The sequence below is a fragment of the Caballeronia sp. LZ065 genome (assembly GCF_031450975.1).
In the GTDB taxonomy this organism is placed as follows: Bacteria; Pseudomonadota; Gammaproteobacteria; order Burkholderiales; family Burkholderiaceae; genus Caballeronia.
In genome coordinates this window covers 1,894,829-1,910,693 of the sequence record NZ_JARUXV010000001.1, presented here as the reverse complement: position 1 = coordinate 1,910,693, position 15,865 = coordinate 1,894,829, and the positions used below count along the sequence as shown (strand labels likewise).

Annotated in this window: 12 protein-coding genes and 1 pseudogene; 10 read left to right on the top strand and 3 right to left on the bottom strand. The window is 63.6% G+C overall.

Features of this window, described 5'->3' with window-relative positions; translation table 11 throughout:
* Nucleotides 1–109: 109 nt before the first annotated feature.
* The 4 genes from QCE63_RS08780 (at nucleotide 110) to QCE63_RS08765 (ending at nucleotide 4,050) form a co-directional block, all read left to right on the top strand.
* Nucleotides 110–1,267 carry an aromatic ring-hydroxylating dioxygenase subunit alpha gene (locus QCE63_RS08780; RefSeq protein ID WP_309832356.1) on the top strand — a complete coding sequence of 386 codons (1,158 nt, stop codon included), beginning with the start codon at nucleotides 110–112 and terminating at the stop codon, nucleotides 1,265–1,267.
* Between the two features lie 112 nt (nucleotides 1,268–1,379).
* Entirely contained in the window at nucleotides 1,380–1,652 is a 273-nt protein-coding gene (locus QCE63_RS08775) for a hypothetical protein (RefSeq protein ID WP_309832355.1), read from the top strand.
* Between the two features lie 550 nt (nucleotides 1,653–2,202).
* Nucleotides 2,203–3,438, top strand: a complete 1,236-nt coding sequence (locus QCE63_RS08770; protein WP_309832354.1) for a porin — start codon at nucleotides 2,203–2,205, stop codon at nucleotides 3,436–3,438.
* A gap of 225 nt (nucleotides 3,439–3,663) precedes the next feature.
* Nucleotides 3,664–4,050, top strand: a complete 387-nt coding sequence (locus QCE63_RS08765; protein ID WP_309832353.1) for a hypothetical protein — start codon at nucleotides 3,664–3,666, stop codon at nucleotides 4,048–4,050.
* Nucleotides 4,051–4,072: 22 nt separating this feature from the next.
* Here the strand turns inward: QCE63_RS08765 and QCE63_RS08760 are convergent, their stop codons facing one another.
* Nucleotides 4,073–5,071 carry a hypothetical protein gene (locus QCE63_RS08760; protein WP_309832352.1) on the bottom strand — a complete coding sequence of 333 codons (999 nt, stop codon included), beginning with the start codon at nucleotides 5,069–5,071 and terminating at the stop codon, nucleotides 4,073–4,075.
* A gap of 119 nt (nucleotides 5,072–5,190) precedes the next feature.
* Between QCE63_RS08760 and QCE63_RS08755 the strand changes: the two genes are divergently transcribed.
* Entirely contained in the window at nucleotides 5,191–5,868 is a 678-nt protein-coding gene (locus QCE63_RS08755; RefSeq protein WP_309832351.1) for a hypothetical protein, read from the top strand.
* Here QCE63_RS08755 and QCE63_RS08750 read toward each other — a convergent pair.
* Nucleotides 5,834–6,877: a DUF2235 domain-containing protein gene (locus QCE63_RS08750; RefSeq protein WP_309832350.1), complete on the bottom strand. Its 1,044-nt coding sequence runs from the start codon at nucleotides 6,875–6,877 to the stop codon at nucleotides 5,834–5,836. The genes QCE63_RS08755 and QCE63_RS08750 overlap by 35 nt on opposite strands.
* 265 nt (nucleotides 6,878–7,142) lie before the next feature.
* Here QCE63_RS08750 and QCE63_RS08745 point away from each other — a divergent pair, with 265 nt between their 5' ends.
* Nucleotides 7,143–7,391, top strand: a complete 249-nt coding sequence (locus QCE63_RS08745; RefSeq protein ID WP_309832349.1) for a hypothetical protein — start codon at nucleotides 7,143–7,145, stop codon at nucleotides 7,389–7,391.
* Between the two features lie 194 nt (nucleotides 7,392–7,585).
* Nucleotides 7,586–8,703 (top strand): annotated as a pseudogene (locus QCE63_RS08740) (hypothetical protein).
* Nucleotides 8,704–8,985: 282 nt separating this feature from the next.
* Here QCE63_RS08740 and QCE63_RS08735 read toward each other — a convergent pair.
* On the bottom strand, nucleotides 8,986–9,288 hold the full coding sequence (locus tag QCE63_RS08735) for a DUF4148 domain-containing protein (protein ID WP_309833738.1): 303 nt from the start codon (nucleotides 9,286–9,288) through the stop codon (nucleotides 8,986–8,988).
* A gap of 571 nt (nucleotides 9,289–9,859) precedes the next feature.
* Here QCE63_RS08735 and QCE63_RS08730 point away from each other — a divergent pair.
* From QCE63_RS08730 to QCE63_RS08720, 3 genes are read left to right on the top strand one after another with little or no spacing between them, the layout of a single operon-like run.
* Complete coding sequence (locus tag QCE63_RS08730) at nucleotides 9,860–13,072, top strand: efflux RND transporter permease subunit (protein ID WP_309832348.1); 3,213 nt, start codon at nucleotides 9,860–9,862, stop codon at nucleotides 13,070–13,072.
* A gap of 2 nt (nucleotides 13,073–13,074) precedes the next feature.
* On the top strand, nucleotides 13,075–14,289 hold the full coding sequence (locus QCE63_RS08725) for an efflux RND transporter periplasmic adaptor subunit (RefSeq protein WP_309832347.1): 1,215 nt from the start codon (nucleotides 13,075–13,077) through the stop codon (nucleotides 14,287–14,289).
* Nucleotides 14,290–14,303: 14 nt separating this feature from the next.
* Nucleotides 14,304–15,806: an efflux transporter outer membrane subunit gene (locus tag QCE63_RS08720; RefSeq protein ID WP_404990117.1), complete on the top strand. Its 1,503-nt coding sequence runs from the start codon at nucleotides 14,304–14,306 to the stop codon at nucleotides 15,804–15,806.
* The last annotated feature ends 59 nt before the right edge of the window (nucleotides 15,807–15,865 follow it).

Genomic DNA, 15,865 nt, shown 5'->3' with positions numbered 1-15,865 from the left:
TTGCGCGCGCCGAAACGGACGTCGCCGTGTAGACTGCGAATGGTCGTTCATTGCGCCGCAGTCGCCCGGGGCGCTCAATCCGATTTCACCTTTCCCGGAGGCGTCGTACATGCACGCAGCGTTGCCGCAAGGCGAGCAGGAAGCCGGTTCCACTGATACACCCGCAAGACCGACGCGCGATCTGCGCCGCGTCGATATCCATCCAGACAACTGGTATCCGCTCGCGTGGTCGCGCGAGGTGAAGCGCGGCCGCGCGCACGGCGTAAAGTTCGCCGGCGATCCGATCGTGCTCGTGCGCACCGAATCGGGCCAGGTGTTCGCGCTCGAAGACCGCTGCGCGCATCGGCAGGTGCCGTTGTCGGCGGGGGTCGTCGACGGCGAGTCGATCCGTTGCTGCTATCACGGCTGGACCTACGACTGCACTGGCCGCTGCACCGACATTCCCTATCTCGGCCGCGAGCGCCTGCCCAACGGCGTGCGCGCGTATCCGTGCCGCGAGGCGGCGGGACTGATTTTCGTGTTCACCGGCGACCCGGCGCTCGCCGCGGAAGCGAAGTTCCCCGAACTCGGTTCCGCCGATGATCGCGCCTACAAGACCCGCCGTTTCGGCGGCGATGTGAAGTGCCATTACACCTTCATGCACGAAAACCTGATGGACATGAACCATCAGTTCCTGCATCGCCGGCAGATGGGCAGCATGCGCGCGCGCTCGCTTGGGCGGCGTCGCGGGGATGACTGGATCGAGGTCGATTACGTATTCGCGCGGGAGGCGGGCAAGCAGCCGCTCGGCGAGGCGCTGGTGTTCAGCCAGAAGCGCGGCGCGAAGCCCGACGACTCGAACAAGGACGTCATGACGGTCCGCACCGAGTACCCGTGGCAGACGCTCAAGATCCGGACCAAGGACGAGACCATGGTGATGGATCTGTGGATCGCCTACGTGCCGCTCGACGCCGAGCAGCGCACCAACCGCACCTTCGGCCTCTTGTCGATCCGCCGCCCGAAGCTGCCGCTGGTGCTCGACGCCGCGTGGCCGCTGCTGGTCTGGTTCACGGAGCGCATTTTCACGGAAGACCGGTGGATCGTCGAGCGTGAACAGGAAGCGCATGACCGCCAGGGCGCGGATCACAACCACGAGGTGTTCCCGGTGATCCTGGACCTGCGTGCGTTGCTGTCGGAACGAGGCGTGGCGCACGGCACCGGTCGCGGCGGCGGCGAGACGCGTCGCGTGCATTTCATTCAGCCAGTGCAGGAACTGCCGGCTTCGTGAGCGGACTTCCTGCGGAGCGCTCTCGATTGCGCGCGCCGCGGCGCGGCGTTATACAGGACAGAAGGCAGCCCATCGACAGCAGGCGAACGCTCACGCACGGAGGACATCCATCATGAACAACGACCCGACCGAGCCGCGCAACGACGCTCCGCACATCGACGATGCGCATCCCGAAGTCGAGCACTTCGACGCGGCGATCTCGCACGTTGACCAATCCTACGCGGCCGGCAAGATGGCCGCGGGCGCGGCGAAGGGCATCCTGTTCAGCATCATCGAGACGCTCGGCACGCTGGTCGGCGACCCCGATCTTCCCGCGCATGCGCGCTCGGGCTATGAAGGGCTTCTGGAAACGGCGCGCGAACTGCGCACGAAAATCGAGCCCTGAGCCGGCCGTGAACACCGCCAGCGGCGCTTCCTGGCGCTTGCGGATGCTGACGTAAAGCTTCCTTCCTGCTTTCGGTTTCAGTGCGTCAGCGCTGAGCCGAAAGCCAGACGCTTGATCAAAGTAATGCCGATCCTGACGTCGCGGGTCAGCTGATCCGCACCACACGTTCCTCGCGCCGGTATCACCCGGCGCCGCCTTTCCAGGCATCTCAACATCCCCTGCAACCCCGTGGAATCGACGTTCCCGGCGATCTGCCCGCGTTCGCCGCGCAATCGTTCGTCTCATGCCAAACGCGCTCCGAAGCCATGTTGACGTCAGGTAATCGTCAGTTTCGCGACCGGATGCCGCCAAACGCAGCTTGCGAAAATTCTGGTTAACCAGACAGTGAAAAAAAACGACAACAAAGTGTGACGTTCTTTCGCATTCTGTCTGTAAGCCATACACTTCCCGTCGATAAAAGTTACGACTTGATACACGTGAAGCTGCTTCGGCGGCACCGGTTCCACAAGTCGACGACACAAGTTCAGCCCATTGCATGAGGAGATAAAAAATGAAGCGTTTCGCGCTGACCCAGGCCGCTGCCGTCGCAGCCACGACATTTGCGGCCGCGGCACCGGCTTTCGCCCAGAGCAGCGTTACGCTCTACGGTATCGTCGACGATTCGATCGTCTATCAAAGCAGCCAGACGTCGCTGGGATCGAACAGCGGCGGCCGCTCCAACGTCAAGATGGCGTCGGGCATCTGGGCGGGCAGCCGCTTCGGCCTGAAGGGCGCTGAAGATCTGGGCGGCGGCAACAAGGCCATCTTCCAGCTGGAATCGGGCTTCAACATCAACACCGGCGGCCAGCAGTACACCAACGCGATGTTCGGCCGCCAGGCATGGGTCGGTCTGACGAACCCGGGCTACGGTACCCTCACGCTGGGCCGTCAATACACCTCGTACTACACGCTGATGTCGCCGTACAGCCCGACCAACTGGCTGACGGGCTACTTCGGCGCGCACCCGGGCGATCTGGACGAACTCGACACGATCTACCGCGCGAACAACTCGATCGTCTATACGTCGCCGAAGCTGTACGGCTTCACGGTGAGCGGTTCGTACTCGCTCGCGGGCGTGCCGGACAGCGCCTACCAGGGTTCCACGTGGTCGGCTGCGATCCAGTATCAGCAAGGCCCGATCGGCGGCGCAGTGGCGTTCACGCGCATCAACAACTCGACCAACGGCGGCGGCGTGTACGGCGCGGACTCGACGACCAACACCGGCGGTCAGTCGGGCGTGTCGGCGGTGACCAACGGCTACCAGGGCGCACAGGCGCAGAACCGCTTCGCGGTGGGCTTCGGCTACACCTTCAACAGCGCGTGGGATGTCTCGGCGACGTACACGAACGTTCAGTACATCCCGGGCATCAACTCGAAGTTTAGCGACACGGCCGTCTTCAATACGGCCGGCACCGTGCTGCACTGGAAGGCGACGACGGCATGGGACTTCGCGGCAGGCTACAGCTACACGTGGGCCAGCAAGGCGAACGGCATCGACGACGCAGCGTCGTACCATCAGTTCAACCTCTCCCAGTACTACTCGCTGTCGAAGCGCACGGGCCTGTACGCACTGGAAGCGTTCCAGCGCGCGAATGGCCGCACGCTGGGCACGCCGGTGTTTACGCCGACGGGCGCGGTCAACCGCCAGATCAATGCGACTGCATCGATCGGCGATGGCTTCCAGGGCCAGCCGTCGTCCTCGCGCAGTCAGTTCGCGGCGGGCGTGGGTATCATCCACCGCTTCTAAAGCAGCTTCTAAAGCAGCTTCTAAAGCAGCTTCTAAAGCAGCTTCTAAAGCAGCTTCCAGGGCTGCTATCAAGCGATACATCGCGGCCGCGCGCCGCGAATCGTTTCGAATCCGGACGCCTCGTGCGTCCGGTTTTTTTTGTGCTTTTCCATGCGGCTCCGATGCGCCGGCGGGCGCGGCCCTTGCTGACCGCATCTTACCGACGCAGCCATGGAGAACCGAATCATGTCCAATCGCTCAGACCCGCCATCCGACGCCGATGCGCCCGCCGGCCTTGCGCGTCCCTTCAGGCTGTTCGCGGTCGAACAGCGCGTGCTGGCGCAGAACGTGGACGGCAAGGTGATCGACATCGGCGCGATGGAAGCGAGCAACGGCGCCTTCTGCGTGCGCACGGACTCGGGCGACATCGTCGCGGGGCCGAAGCGCAGCGCCGAACTGGCGTTGAAGGCGCTGGTCGGCCACCTGTCGTTCGACTTCCTCGATGGCCTCTTCACCAGCGAGCGCGAAACCGAATTCAGCGGACGTTTGCAGGACTATCCGGGCATCGAGTTCGAACTCGACGAGCCGTTGCCGCGCGACATGACCGACGTCCGGCCGCCGCATCTGTTCTGACCGCAGCCGCAGCCAGGGCCGTTCACGAGCCGGAGTGAATCGTCTTCACGGCGTCCTTCGGCGCCGCGCCGGGCGGACGACGCGTGTTGCGATCCGCGTGATCGGCGGCGCGCGGCGGAAACATCGCGCCAACCAGACGATCGACGAAGAAAAAGAACTTGTCGGACGCGTAGCCCGCGATGAAGGCGATCGCCAGCGGTGAAATGTTCTTGCCGCCTTCGAGCAAGCCGCTGAACAGGCCGATCGATATCCCGACGATCACCGCGCTCGTCACATGCGCCCGGTTCGCCACTTTCGAGTGCTCGGGATGGAAGGTGCTGGCCGCGGAATCGGCGGACAACTGGCGCAGGATCGCCGCGCACGCGCCGAGCCAGGCATAGAGCACCGGCAACATGAAGCCGGTGACCGCGCCGACGATCGACAAGATGATGTCGTTCGCATAGAGCGCCATCGCGCGAATGTCCTGATACACGGCGATCTTCTGGAAGCCTTGCTGAACGGCGTCGAGGTCGGTGGGTGGATGGCTGTCGCCGGGTTCCGCGTTCGGCCGGGCGAGCAGCGGCAGGGTGACTTCGAGCACCTTGCGCGCGACATCCGGATTGCATTGCCAGTCGCTGCTCTGCGTCTTGCCCGAGAAATAGCGCGGTGAATGCGAGGTGCGATAGGCGCCCTGAAAGTTGAGCACGTTTTCCTGGGCGTCGCAGGGCGCCTTGTAGGGGCTTCGGATCGCGCCAAGGCCGAGACTCGTCGTGAAGGCGCTGATGCGCGACACGTCCGCGAACAACTGGCGATTATTGGTCGCGAAGTTCTGCAGTTCCTCCTTGATCTGCAGCGCGGGCTGCGAGTTTTGCAACGCGATGACGGCATCGTCGTCATGCTTTTTTTCGGCGTCGCCGATCGCCACGGCATGCGCCTGCAACTGATTGTGCAGCGTGAGCGCGGCGGCGTCGTTGCTCTTGACGATGGCGGCGATGTCCGTGGCGACCTGATTGGCGACGAACAACAGACACGACAGGGACACGACAGGGACACGACGAACACCGTCAGCGCAATCGCCGAATACGTATAGATGCGGATGGCGCGGCGCGCGCCGACCCGCGCCTCGTCGCCCGCCGTTTCCGCGACGACCGGCGAGACCGCATGAGCGATGCGGCTCATCGCGGCGTAGAACGCGCTCTCGATGTGCGCGTCCCACGCATGTTCCTCCTGCGCCGCGCGCGCTTTCGCGATCGCTTCGACATCGTGTTCGTCGATCGGCTTGCCGTTCTGCGCGCCGTACGAAATCATGTCGCGGCAGTGATCGAGATCGCTGACGAGGCGCCGTCCGGGATAGTGCGCCGAGGCCGCGATGCGGATCATCGCCTCATAGAACGCGCTGCCGATCGTGCGATTCCATACGCCTTGATCGAACGCCTCGCGCGCGCGCCGCACGGCGTCGACATCGAATTTCGTCAGCACGGTGCCGCTCGCGGCCGCAGGCGAGAGGAGCGCTTCGCACGCCGCGCGGTCCTCGGCGACGCGCGGACCGGGCTGGCCGCCGGCGGTTTCGACTTCGCCTTCGTCTTCCTGAGAGTCGGCGGCGGGCCGCGCGGAGCCGTCGTGCGCCCCGTGCGCGGCGCGTTCCGGTGTCGTGGATGTGCTCATTCCGGTCTCCTCGTGTCCGGGCGGAGCATGGGCTGCGGACGGACGTGTTGCCGGCCACGCGCGCGGATGATTGCGATGGCAACTATCGGCGCATGGCGTGCGTGTTCGACTAAGGCGCCGCGCACGGCGTACTACGCGTTCATGTGCCGACAGTCAGCGCCTTCAGTTGCGTGACGAACGCCGGATATGCACTGAGAAAGCCTGGATCCTGCAGCCGCGCGACGAGACTCGGATCGATCGTTTCGTTCAAGGCCTGACCGGCGGTGCGCGGCTCCTCCTTGCACACCGACTTGAGGAACGGGTGGTGCGCGGTGAACTCGGTGTACGAATCGATGGGCTGCGAATCATAGGCGAGCGGCGATATCTGGATGGGGCCGTCGATGGCGAGACCGCGCGCGGCGGCTTTCTGGCGCAGCCATTCGGCCGGAATCAGCGGCAGCAGATCCGCGGGCGAGCGCGGTGGACTGAGATAGCCGCCGCCGACATTCGCATGCGCGCCGGCGAACCAGCGCTGTTCGAGCGGCAGAGCGCCGCGTGCTTCGTCGCCGGGTGTCCACAAGGTCGGTTTGTAGAGCGACCGGAATTCGTTGGCCGCGATCGCGTGATAAGCCGCCTTCGTGCCGTTCGACAGCGTGGTGTCGTGGAACCGGTAGTAACTCGAAAAGCCCGGGACCGGCACGCCGTCCAGCGGGATGCCGAGTTCGCCGACGGTATCCCACACGCCGATGAATTCGACATCCACCTCGCGCGAAAACTGCTTGCGAAAGGCGACGACCGATTCGGCCGACGCCCCGACATCGCCATCGCGATAGATGCCGTAGGCCCGATCGACCGAGTCCGCGTCCCAGCCGTTGGCAAGGCCGCATTTGCGAATGAGTCCCGCCAGGCTGCGCGCGGAATACGCGCCGCGGCTGAAGCCGAGAATGTAGATCTTCGCCTCGGGCCGGTAACGCTGGCATAGCCATGCATAGCCGCTCTTGATGTTCTGGCTGAGACCGTCGCCGAAGGCGCCGCCGAAAAATTTGTCGGCGAGCGCGAACAGGCCTTTGCCCTGCGTGCCGACGCCCGGCACGTAGAAGGTTTCCTGCTGATCGGTTTCCGGCGCGAGCTTGTAGAGCAGATAGGCGTTGGTGCGATCGTTGGGTTCGTTCCACGTGCCGTCGAAGAAGATGGCGAGGTTCATGAAGGCGGGTCTCCAGTGGTCCTGATCCGACGGCGCCGGTATGACAATTGACGCCCCGATGTAAGGAATAGGAAACGGCGGCCTCATGTGCAAGCACGCGAAGCATGTAAAGCGGGCTTCATGCACCGAAGCACTGCATTTTGGCGGATTAGCGTGGCATGAGCAGGACGCGGGAGCACATGCGTGCCGCGCACGCCGCGCGGCCTTGTGCGATGCTGAAGTGCGCGGCCGGGACAGCGGGTCGCGCACTTCAGCGGGGTGAATCATGAAAAGCAAGCCTTTCGGCGCGGCGTTGATCGTCGCATCGGTCATGCTGGCGATACCGGGTGCATCCGCATTCGCGCGCGATGATGGACCGCGTCTCGCGCAGGACCGCCTCGATGCGCTCGTCGCGCAGCATCGGGACGCGGCGCGCCATGTCGGCCAGACGCCGGTGCGTCAGGACCGTGAGCGATCGCAGGATCCGTTGCAAGCTCCGACCCAGGATTGGGCGCTTTCTGCGCCGGAAGCATGACCCAGTGAGTATCGGAGGTGGGCCACCCGGCCTGCCGGTTAGCCGGCGTGCAATGCGCCGGATGGCGCTCGCACGCATTTTTTGCGACGTGTTCCACTTTTTATTTGCGGGTAAAGGTATGAAATTTGCGGCCGCCGCCCGGGTGCTCCGCGGCGGTACGCCGTTGATCCTCCCTTTCACCTTCATTGAGACCCATGACAAGGAAAGCGCTATCGATCGCCATTCTCTCCGCCTCCGTACTCGCAGCAGGCTGCGCGGGCATCGGACCGGGCCACCTCAAGGCCGATCAGGTCGACTACGCCCGCGCGCTCGGCGACGCGAAAAAACGTGAAATTCTTGCAGCGATTGTCGGTTTGCGCTTCGCCGATGCGCCTTCGTTTCTCACCGTGAGCAGCATCATCGCGGCGTACACCTTCGATGCCACCGGAGGCGCGATCGTGAACGCCGGCTCCGGCGCCCAGCCGAACTATGCGCAGGCGACCGGCAGCGTGTCCTACTCGAACCATCCCACTTTCACGTTCACGCCGACCACCGGCGATGCTTACGCGAGCGCGTACATCCGGCCGCTGTCGCCCACGCTCGTCATGCCGCTCGCGGAGAGCGGGATTCCGATCGACCTGCTGTTGCGCATCACGGCGCAATCGATCGCGGGGCTGCAGAACGGCACGGCGCTAGGCGGGCCGAATTCATCGGGTTCGCCGCAATTCTTCCTATTGTTGCAGTCATTGCGCCGTCTGCAACTGGCGGGCGAATTGAACGTCGAGTCGCGCAATACGGACGACGGCAAGAGCGACAAGGCCGCCAAGGGGACCAGCCGGATCAACGACGCGGACAAGAGCGGCGTGTTCATCACGCTGGGAGCGACGCGAAGCGGCGACAGCAAGCAGGTCACCGACGATCTGGCGCTCGTACGCAAGCTCCTGCACTTGTCGCCGAAGATGAAGACCTATGAGATCGTCTATGGGCAATCGGCGGATCACGACCGGGTTCCGATGGTCACGCGCTCGGTGCTCGGCATCCTGACCGACCTTGGTGCGCAGATCGCCGTGCCGAACGAGCAGGTGGGCAACGGCGCGACCAAGCCGACGATCGACTGATCGGCGGTGAAACGCGGCCGACCATCGTGGTGAAGACGGGGGAGAAGCCGCCGAAGGATGCCTACGTGAACGTGCTTTACGACGAGTCCTCATACTGGATCGACCGTGGCGACTTCGATTCGAAATACGCGTTCACGGTCGTGCAGAATCTGATGGCGCTCGCGGAGGTGACGGATACCTCGAAGTCGCCGGTGGTGACAATTCCCGCGAATTGACGGACACCGCGCTTATCGAACCGTTCAACTGGGGCTGTAGCCGCCGACGCATGAGGTACGGCATGCCGCATGGACTCGGATGTCGCAGAGCCTGATCGCGCGCTTGCGTTTTGCATGCAGCATTTTTAATGCATAGAGGCATTTTGCATAACGGGCATTTTGCATAACGCATGCAAACGACAAAGAGCGACATCGAAAAGATGTCGCTCTTTGATCTTTCCGCCGCTGTGGAGCGAACGGAAGGGGACGAATGCCGGATGACTGGGGCGCTTGTCGGCTGAATTATTGGCCGAAATAGGTGCCCAGTGCCCGCGGCTGCGCGCCGACCGTGCGTCCCGATTGCGACGACCCTGCCACCACCGAACCGTAGTCGCTCGTTTGCGTGCTCACGCGGGCTTCGGCGGCCTGAATGTTTTGCGGGTACGACGGATCGCTGATGTTCGGGTTGTAGCCTGCCTGCTGGAGTTGGGCGAGTTCGGCGCGGACCTGTGCGCGCGAGACCGGGGCATCGGATTGCTGAGCGAACGACAGCGCGGGAACAGCGAGGGCAGCAGCAACAGCAAGGGTGGAAACGAGCGTCTTCATGATGTGTAACTCCGATTCGGATGTCTGATGATGCTGCCGTTCTTTTTCAAGCAGCTTGGAACGGAGTTTAAAGACGGGCCCCATGAAGATCATTCTCTTATCTGTTGATTGATCTTTGTCGATACGGGAATAATGGCAGCGACAAGCTTTGCGCATCATGCGAGTTTCAGCGACAGGCAATGCCGGATCTGGCTTGACATGCTAAAAAGGGCCTTGGTCGTTGCCTTGGAACATTTTTTATTACAAGACGCGTAAAGATGATTTCTTGAGGCGGCGCTTAATCGCGGGTCGTTGTCCCGCTAGAATCGCGGCGCCCCTTGGCCATCGTGACAAAACCATAAGAAGCGCAAAGCGGGCGACCGAATCGCCATCAGAATCCAGGTTATGCCGCTACAGGCGGCGCAATCCCTCTTTCATCAGCAGAAATCCTTCCGCATAAACCCTCGCAACCGTTTGCGCAAATTGTTTTGTAAGCTTCAGTTGTGTCATCGTAGCGAATGTTCTTGTCCGCTTGTTTCGGGCAATCCAACGATTCAAATAACGAACACCAAACGGGGCAAGCGGAACTTCGATGTGGATCGTCAGACTCGCGCTCAAGCGCCCGTACACTTTCATCGTCCTGTCGCTGCTTCTGCTGATCATCGGTCCGCTCGTCATCATGCGCACGCCGACCGATATCTTTCCCAATATCGACATTCCGGTGGTCAGCGTCATCTGGTCTTATACGGGTCTGCCGCCCGATCAGATGGAGCGCCGCATCACGCTGAATTACGAGCGCGGGCTGTCGGTGGCCGTGAACGACATCGAGCATATCGAGTCGGAATCCTTGCCCGGCATCGCGGTGATCCGCATCTACTTTCAGCCGGGTGCAAACGTCGATGAAGCCATCGCCGAGATCACCGCGCTGTCGCAAACCCAGTTGCGCTCGCTGCCGCCGGGTATCACGCCGCCCAACATCCTGCGCTTCAACGCCTCCACGGTGCCGATCCTGCGGCTCGCGCTGTCGTCGTCCGAACTCACGGAGCAGCAGCTCTACGACTTCGGCAACAGCTTTCTGAAGACCCAGCTCGCGACCGTGCAGGGCGCGTCCGTGCCCTTGCCCTATGGCGGCAAGCAGCGGCAGATCATGGTCGATATCGACTCGAACAAGCTGCAGGCGAAGAACCTCGCGCCGACCGACGTCGTCAATGCCATCAGCGCGCAGAACCTGATCCTGCCCACCGGCACCACGAAAATAGGCCCGATGGAATATTCGGTCGGGCTGAATGCGAGTCCGGGTTCGATCGACGGCCTCAACGACATCCCCATCCGCACGGGTCCGGCGGGCACGATCTATATCCGCGACGTGGCGCATGTGCGCGACGGCTTCCAGCCGCAGACCAACATCGTGCGCGTGGACGGCACGCGTGCATCGCTTCTGACGATCAACAAGAGCGGCAATGCATCGACGCTGGATATCGTCGCACGGGTGAAGAACCTGTTGCCCACTCTGCGGGGCATGGTGCCAGAATCGCTGAAGATCGAACCGGTCGCGGACCAGTCCCTGTTCGTGCGCGCGTCGGTGTCAGGCGTGTTGCGGGAAGCGGTGATCGCGGCGGGGCTCACCGCGCTGATGGTGCTGCTCTTTCTCGGCAGCTGGCGCGCCACGCTGATCATCGCGATCTCCATTCCGTTGTCGATGCTGACGTCGATCGTCGCGCTGTCCGCGATCGGCCAGACCATCAACATCATGACGCTGGGCGGCCTTGCACTCGCAGTCGGCATTCTCGTCGACGACGCCACCGTCGCCATCGAAAACATCAGCCAGAACCTGGAGCAGGGCAAGGCGCTGGAAGAAGCCATTCTCGATGGCGCGCAGCAGATCGCCGTGCCGACGCTCGTCTCGACCCTCTCCATTTGCATCGTCTTCATTCCGATGTTCCTGCTGACGGGCGTCGCGCATTATCTCTTTGTGCCGATGGCGGAAGCCGTGGTCTTCGCGATGCTGGCATCGTATTTCTTTTCGCGCACGCTGATCCCGACGTTGGCCAAGTATCTGCTGCGCCATCATGAACACATGGGTGGCGATGTCGCATCGATGAAGGGCTCGCGCAATCCCTTCGTGCGCATTCATCTTGGCTTCGAGCGTCGCTTCGAGGCGGTGCGCGGCCGCTATCGACGTTTTCTCGAAGCGCAACTGGCGCATCCCGGACGCTTCGCTTCATTGTTTCTGCTGTGCTGCCTGCTTTCGCTCGGGCTTGCGCCGTTCCTCGGGCGCGACTTCTTCCCGTCCGTCGATTCAGGCGTGATCGCATTGCACATGCGCACGAAGACCGGCACACGCATCGAGGAAACCGCGGCGCTGACCGATCGTGTCGATGCCCGTATCCGGCAACTGATTCCACGCGGCGAGGTCCGTTCGATCATCGACAACATGGGCCTGCCTGTGTCGGGCATCAATCTCTCGTACAGCAATACGGGCACCATCAGCTCCGCGGATTCCGACGTGCTCATCAGCCTCAACGAGGATCACGCGCCGACCGAAGGCTATATCCGTGAACTGCGCAAGCGCCTGCCACAGGAGTTTCCAGGCGTCGCATTCTCGTTCCTGCCTGCCGACATCGTGAGCCAGATCCTCAACTTCGGCGTCCCGGCGCCGATCGATATCGCGATCACCGGGCGCGACGTGCATGCCAACCGTGCGCTGGCCAACCGCTTGCTGGAAAAGATCCGCCGCGTGCCGGGACTCGTCGATGCGCGCATCCAGCAGCCGTCTGACCTGCCTTCCATCAATGTCGACGTGGATCGCACGAAGGCGCTGCAGGCCGGCTTCACGCAGCGCGACGTCGCGAACAACCTGCTCATCACGCTCTCGGGCAGCCAGCAGACGACGCCCACGTTCTGGCTCAATCCCGCCAACGGCGTGAGCTATCAGGTCATCACGACGGCGCCGCAGTACGACATGGATTCGCTGCAATCGGTCGCGAACATTCCGGTCACGTCGGCAAGCGGCAAGACCAATATTCTCGGCGCGCTTGCATCGCTGTCGCGGGGTGCGCGCGATGCGGTCGTGTATCACTACAACGCGCAGACCACCATCAACCTCTATGCGACCACCGAGCGGCGCGACCTTGGAGGCGTGTCGGATGACGTGCAACGCATCCTCGACGAAGCGCGCAGCGAGTTGCCCAAGGGCTCGTCGATCGAGATGCGCGGGCAGGTCGAAACCATGAACAGCTCGTTCTCGGGTCTCGCGTTCGGGCTCATCCTCGCGGTCGTGCTGGTCTATCTGCTGATCGTCGTGAACTTCCAGTCATGGCTCGATCCGTTCATCATCATCACGGCCTTGCCGGGTGCGCTGGCGGGCATCGTGTGGACGCTGTTCCTCACGCACACGACGCTCTCCATTCCCGCGTTGACGGGGGCGATCATGTGCATCGGCATCGCGACGGCCAACAGCATTCTCGTGGTGAGCTTCGCGCGCGGTGCGCTCGCCGAACATGGCGATGCACTGCGTTCGGCGCTCGAAGCAGGCTATACGCGCTTTCGTCCGGTGCTGATGACGGCGGCCGCGATGATGATCGGCATGGTGCCGATGGCGATAGGACTCGGCGAGGGCGGCGAGCAGAACGCGCCGCTCGGACGCGCGGTGATCGGCGGCTTGATGGTGGGCACCCTCGCCACGCTGTTCTTCGTGCCGGTCGTGTTCTCGATGATCTATCAGCGCATGGAAGCGCGCGGCAAGGGACCGGGCGCGACAGCGCGCGCGCCGCGCATTGAAACCAACGATCCGCAGGCGGAGTGAGCATGGAAGAGCAGGTGTCGCAACGATCCGACAAGCCGAAGCGCGGGCGCTGGTGGCTCGTGGCCGCGCTCGTGGTGATCGTCGCGCTCGTCGCACAGGGCATCGTCTCGCGGCATGCGGCGCATGCCGAACTGGAGCGCGATGTGAGCGAGCACAGCGTGCAGACGGTCGAGGTGATCAAGCCGGCGCGCATGAAGGCATCGCAGGACCTGGTGCTGGCGGGCGATATCCGCGCGTTCTCCGATGCTCCCATTTTTGCGCGCACCAACGGTTATCTGAAGCGCTGGACCGTGGACATCGGCACGCGGGTGAAGAAGGGGCAGTTGCTCGCCGAGATCGATGCGCCCGAGATCAACGACCAGTTGCGCCAGGCGCGCGCCGATGCGCAGACCGCGCGGGCCAACTATCTGCTCTCGAAGACCACGGCCGAGCGCTGGACGCAGATGCTGAAGAACAATTCAGTATCGCGTCAGGAAACGGATGAGAAGAACGGCGACATGCTCGCCAAGGAGGCCGCGTTCAATGCCGCGCAAGCGAACGTGTCGCGGCTCGAACAGCTTGTGTCGTTCCAGAAGATCTATGCGCCGTTCGATGGCGTCGTGACCGCGCGCAACACGGATGTCGGGCAACTGATCGATGCGGGCAGCGGCGCGGCAGGGCGTGAGCTGTTCCACATCCAGGATGCGTCCGCGCTGCGCGTGTTCGTCGACGTGCCGCAGGCCTATGCGCGCATGGTCACGGTGGGGCTGCCCGCTGAGCTCCTGCTCAATGAAGATCGCAACCGCAAGTTCGAAGGCGTGACCGTGCGCACGTCGGGCGCCGTCGATCCGGTTGCACGCACGATGCGCGTCGAGGTGGATGTCAAGAATCCGACCGGCGAACTGCTTGCGGGTGCGTATGCGCAGGTGCGTTTCCGGCTGACGAGCGCAACGCCTTCGTACACGCTGCCGGGCAATGCATTGCTGTTCCGTCCCGATGGCGTGCATGCCGCGAGCGTCGATGCCAACGATCGCGTCAAGCTGTTGCCGGTCACGCTCGGTACGGACTACGGCACGCGGGTAGCGATTGCGTCGGGTTTGAAGGGTGATGAACGCGTGATCGTGAATCCGCCCGATTCGATCATCGACGGGACGTCGGTGCGGATCGGCCGGACGCGTGGCGGCGCGGCGCAAGGACCGCGCGGGAGTGCGGCGAAGCCGGAAGGAAGCGAGTCGTGACACGCGCTGCATTCATTCTTCGGCGAGGCAGGCCGATCGCATGGCTTGCCGCGGCGCTGCTGTCGGGGTGCGCGGTTGGCCCCGACTATGTGCGTCCAGACGTTGCAATGCCGGCTGCATACAAAACGCAAATGCCTGCTGATGTCCCGGCATCGGCATCGGCGACGCAGGACTGGAAACCCGCCCGGCCCGCCGACGCCACGCCGCGCGCGCCGTGGTGGGAAGTCTATGGCGATCCGCAGTTGAACGCGCTCGCGGAACGGGTCGCCGGAGCGAACCAGACCGTGGCCGCGGCTGCGGCGCGCTATCGCCGGGCGCGTGCAACCGTGGCGCAGACCCGCTCGGCGTACTTCCCGACGATCACTACGAATGCTGCATTCAATCAGTCGCGCGCGTCGTCGAACGTGCTGTACAAGTCGAGTGCGGGCGTGACGGTGCCGGACTATCTCGTCGATGCCCAGATCTCCTGGGAGCCCGACCTGTGGGGGCGTATCTCGCGTGCGGTCGAAGGCGGCCGGGCAGAGGCGCAGGCGAGCGCGGCAGATCTTCAGGGCGCGATCCTTTCGATGCAGGCCGAACTCGCCACCAACTATTTCGATCTGCGCGGCACGGTGGAGGAAGAGCGGCTCTTGCAGGCCACGCTGCAGGCCTACGACAAGGCGCTCGCACTGACCCGCGACCGCTTCGCTGGCGGCGTCGCAGCCGAGTCCGACGTGGCGCAGGCGGAGGAACAGCTTCGCTCGACGCAGGCGCAGTTGATCGACCTGGAGACGTCGCGCGCGAGTCTCGTCAACGCGATCGCCATTCTCGTCGGCGAGCCGCCCTCGAGCTTTTCGCTGGACGTCGATCCGCTCAATGAAGGGAATGCGCCTCGACCTTCGGCTGCGCTGAACGCACTGCCGCTCAGCGTGCCCTCTGCCTTGCTCGAACGACGGCCGGACATTGCGGCGGCCGAGCGGCGCGTCGCCGACGCGAATGCGCGCGTTGGCGTGGCTACGGCGGCTTTTTTTCCGAACTTGTTGCTCGCCGCGACGGGCGGACTGGAAGCCACTCACTTCAGTTCGTGGATCGAGGCGCCGAGCCGTTTCTGGTCGCTGGGGCCGCAATTGGCGTTTACGGTGCTCGATTTCGGCGGCCGCGCCGCGGCACGCGATGCCGCGCGCGCGGCCTATGACGAGAGCGTCGCGGACTATCGGCAGACCGTTCTCTCGGCCTTCGGTCAGGTGGAGGACAACCTGAACGCGCTGGACGTGTTGCGCCGCGAGAGCGCCGCGCAACGCGATGCCGTCGACGCCGCCCAACGCGCGCTTTCGAAAGTGGGCAACCGGTATGAAAACGGCGCGATCACCTATCTGAGCGTGGTCGTGACGCAGGCGATCGTGTTGTCGGACCAACGGGCGGCGGTGCGCATCGAGCGGCGCAGAATGTCGGCGAGCGTTGCGCTCATCAAGGCACTGGGCGGCGGTTGGAGCGCCGCCGAGCTGCCGGGCACGGACGAGTTATCGCGGCGCGAGTGATAAGGCATTTTGCATGCATTCGGCCGGTTGGAATCATGCATGCAAAGGGCAGAAGGCAA

Bases quoted from the DNA above. Each gene is read 5' to 3' on its own strand.
- QCE63_RS08775 (WP_309832355.1), top strand. From the start codon at position 1,380: ATGAACAACGACCCGACCGAGCCGCGCAACGACGCTCCGCACATCGAC.
- QCE63_RS08770 (WP_309832354.1), top strand. From the start codon at position 2,203: ATGAAGCGTTTCGCGCTGACCCAGGCCGCTGCCGTCGCAGCCACGACA.
- QCE63_RS08725 (WP_309832347.1), top strand. From the start codon at position 13,075: ATGGAAGAGCAGGTGTCGCAACGATCCGACAAGCCGAAGCGCGGGCGC.
- QCE63_RS08745 (WP_309832349.1), top strand. From the start codon at position 7,143: ATGAAAAGCAAGCCTTTCGGCGCGGCGTTGATCGTCGCATCGGTCATG.
- QCE63_RS08755 (WP_309832351.1), top strand. From the start codon at position 5,191: ATGAGCGATGCGGCTCATCGCGGCGTAGAACGCGCTCTCGATGTGCGC.
- QCE63_RS08750 (WP_309832350.1), bottom strand. From the start codon at position 6,877: ATGAACCTCGCCATCTTCTTCGACGGCACGTGGAACGAACCCAACGAT.
- QCE63_RS08765 (WP_309832353.1), top strand. From the start codon at position 3,664: ATGTCCAATCGCTCAGACCCGCCATCCGACGCCGATGCGCCCGCCGGC.
- QCE63_RS08730 (WP_309832348.1), top strand. From the start codon at position 9,860: ATGTGGATCGTCAGACTCGCGCTCAAGCGCCCGTACACTTTCATCGTC.
- QCE63_RS08780 (WP_309832356.1), top strand. From the start codon at position 110: ATGCACGCAGCGTTGCCGCAAGGCGAGCAGGAAGCCGGTTCCACTGAT.
- QCE63_RS08735 (WP_309833738.1), bottom strand. From the start codon at position 9,288: ATGAAGACGCTCGTTTCCACCCTTGCTGTTGCTGCTGCCCTCGCTGTT.